The sequence below is a fragment of the Streptomyces sp. NPDC054840 genome, from assembly GCF_053611065.1.
Map to the genome: position 1 here is coordinate 1 of NZ_JBSGZP010000747.1, position 3,337 is coordinate 3,337.

At 77.6% G+C, this 3,337-nt stretch carries 2 protein-coding genes; one reads left to right on the forward strand and one right to left on the reverse strand.

Annotated elements, in window-relative coordinates; translation table 11 throughout:
• Positions 1 to 73: 73 nt before the first annotated feature.
• The gene (locus ACWGIU_RS33335; protein ID WP_453711842.1) at positions 74 to 1,093 is read right to left on the reverse strand and encodes a hypothetical protein; all 1,020 of its coding nucleotides are present in this window, start codon (positions 1,091 to 1,093) and stop codon (positions 74 to 76) included.
• An 85-nt stretch (positions 1,094 to 1,178) separates the two neighbouring features.
• Here ACWGIU_RS33335 and ACWGIU_RS33340 point away from each other — a divergent pair.
• The coding region (locus ACWGIU_RS33340; protein ID WP_453711843.1) for a helicase-associated domain-containing protein at positions 1,179 to 3,337 on the forward strand (2,159 nt) is incomplete at its 3' end.

Sequence of the window (3,337 nt, forward strand, 5' to 3'; positions counted from 1 at the left end):
GCCCGCGCGGCCTTTCGGCCTCTCGGCCTCTCGGCCTCGCCGGCGTGCCCGGCCCCGGGGCCCGCGCCGGCGGCTACCGCCGCCGCGCCCGCCACACCAGGTACAGCACGGACGCCAGCGCGGCGCCTCGCAGCACCCACGGCCACATCCCGTGCAGCGCCCCGCTCAGCTGGTCGTCGGCCAGGGCCTCCCCCCACTTGCCGTTCATCCGGCCCCACACCCACAGCACCGCCCCCGCCAGCACCGCGCCGGGCGGGCCGAGGACCGCCCATTTCCGCTCGGCGGGCCCCAGCACGCGCGAGGCGTACGGAAGGAGCCAGCCCACCACGAGCACCAGCCAGTAGCCGGTGACCACGCCGAGCAGGAGCACGGCCGCGGCCAGCAGCAGGAAGGCGTTCGGCCGCTGCCGACCCCCCGCGCCCCCGACGGCCTCCGCTCCGGGAACGGCCGCCGCCTCCTTCTTCGCGCGCCGCCGCTCGCGCAGGAACCGTACGAGACTCCGCGCGCCCCCCTCCGCATCCCCGGGCGGAGCCGACCCGCCCTTGTCGGCCTCCGCCGACTCCTCCTCCGGCCCTTCCTCGAACAGGTCCGGGATCTCGATGCCACCCGCGAAGCCCTCGACCTGCGGGCCGGCCCCGTACGTCCCCGGGCTCACCCGCCACCAGTCGGGCTCGGCCCCGCCGGAGGGGCCGAGCTCGTCCACCCCGGCCAGGTGCGGCGGCACGTTCTCGGGTTCCGCCGCGGGCACCGGGGGCGCCTTCCGGACGCGCAGGCGGCCCGGCCCCCGCTGGACGGGGACCGAGAGGCCGGGCTCGGCGGGGGACGGAGCGGCGCCCTGCCGGGAGCCGGGGGAACCGGGAGCGCCGAGCGTCCCGAGGGTGTCCAGGACCTCCTCGGGCGTGCCGATCCGCTCCAGGATGCGCCGTACGGCGGCCGGGGTGTCCGGGTCGTACTTGGCGCGCCGACGATCGATTTCGTCCCGCAAACCCGACACCAGCCTCATCCGGTCGCCGGAGGACAGCTGCCGCCGTTGCGCCAAGTCCCCGACGCGGCTCAGATATTCGTAGACCAGATGATCGCTTTCGATCCCCACGCCCAGGCTCCTCCCGTACCCCTGCCCCGAAGGTAGCGCGTGCGCCCGTGGAGCTGCTGCGGGCGCAGCGGATACCGTTGACCGGATGGGGACCGGCCGACTGACCGGCCGACGCGACCAGGAGGCGACTGTGCCCGAGGCAAGCACTGCGGCGGGATCCGCCGGCGGGAGCCCGGCGGGAAGCTCCCCGCGCTCACTCGCCGAGGCGCTGCGCACCCGTGACGACGCGGCGCTCGCGGCCCTGTTGCGCGCCCGCCCGGACCTGCTCGGCCCGGTGCCCGGCGATGTGACGCAGCTGGCCACCCGGGCGGGGACCCGGGCCTCGGTGGTGCGCGCCCTGGACCGGCTGGACCGGTTCGTCCTGCAGACCGCCGAGGCGCTCGCGGTGGCCCCGGACCCGTGCCCGTACACGGTGCTGGAGGGGCTGCTGACGGGCGGCCAGGACGAACGGGCCCACGCCGCGCTCCCCGCCGCCGTGGCCACCCTGCGCGATCAGGCCCTGGTGTGGGGCGACGAGGACCGGCTGCGGCTGGTCCGCACGGCACGCGAGCTGCTCGCCCCCTCCGCCTCCCGGCCCTCCCCCACCGGGCTGGGTCCGACCGTCGCCGAGGCCACCGCCGGTATGTCGCCGACCCGGGTGCAGGAGATCGTGGCGGCCGTCGGGCTGCCCGCCACCCACGACCCGGTGTCCGCGGTGACGGCGCTGACCGGGCTGTTCACCGACCCGGAGCGGATGTCCGCGCTGCTCGACGAGGCTCCGGCGGAGGCCCACCAGGTGCTGGGGCGGCTCGTGTGGGGGCCGCCGTACGGGGAGGTCACCCCGAATCCGACGCCGCCGGTGCGCTGGCTGCGCGACCGGGGGCTGCTGCTGCCCGTGACGGCCCGGACCGTCGTGCTGCCCCGCGAGGTGGCGCTGCACCTGCGCGGCGGGCTCGCGCACCGGGACACCGCGCCGGTGGCACCGCCCGTGCCCGCGCACCGCGAGCACCGTCCACAGCTTGTGGACGCGAACGCCGCCGGGCAGGCGCTGGCCGCGCTGGCCACCGTCGAGGAGCTGGTGAAGTCCTGGGAGCACGCCGGTCCGCCGGTCCTGCGGGCGGGCGGGCTCTCGGTACGGGACCTGAAGCGGGCCGCGGCCCTGCTGGACACGACCGAGCCCCAGGCGGCCTTCTGGGCCGAACTGGCCTACGCGGCCGGGCTGCTGGCCAGTGACGGGGAGGCGGACGAGCGGTACGCGCCCACCCCGGCCTTCGACGACTGGGTCGAACTGCCGCCCGCCGAGCGCTGGTCGCACCTCGCCGCGGCCTGGCTGCCGGCCACCCGCACGGCCCCGCTGGTCGGCGAGCAGGACGCCAAGGGGCGCACGCTCTCCGCGCTCGGCCCCGAACTCGACCGCTCCGCCGCCCCTGAGGTGCGCCGGCGCGTGCTGGAACTCCTCGGTGATCTGCCCGAGGGCGGGGCGCCCGACCCGGAGACCCTGCTGGCGCGGCTCGCCTGGGAGCGTCCCGTACGCGGGGCGAGCGACCTGCGGGCCCGGCTCGCGCACTGGACGCTGGCCGAGGCCGAGGTTCTCGGCGTGACCGGCCGGGGTGCCCTGTCCGGACCGGGCCGGGCCCTGCTGGAGCACCGCGACCCGGCGCCGCTGCTGGCCCCGTTGCTGCCGGAGCCGGTGGACCACGTGCTGCTCCAGGCCGATCTGACGGCGGTGGCGCCGGGCCCGCTGCGCCGGCCGCTGGGCGACACGCTGGCCGTGCTCGCGGACGTGGAGTCCAAGGGCGGGGCGACGGTGTACCGGTTCACCCCGGGTTCGGTGCGCCGGGCCCTGGACGCCGGCCACGCCGCCGCCGACCTGCACGCCTTCCTCAAGGAGCACAGCCGTACCCCGGTGCCGCAGCCGCTGGCCTACCTGATCGACGACGTGGCCCGCCGGCACGGACACCTGCGGGTCGGCGCGGCCTCCGCGTACGTACGCTGCGACGACGACGCGATGCTGGGCGAGATCCTGGCCGACAAGCGCTCGGCCGGGCTGGGGCTGCGCCGCCTCGCGCCCACGGTGCTGGCGGCGCAGGCGGATCCGACCGTCCTGCTGGAAGGGCTGCGGGCGATGGGTTACGCGCCGGCCGCGGAGTCCCGTACCGGCGACGTGCTGGTGGCGCGGGCCGACGCCCACCGCACCCCGGCCCGCTCGGCGCCCGTACCGGTGCCGGAGGGCCCGCCGGTGCCGGACGCCACGCTGCTGGCGGC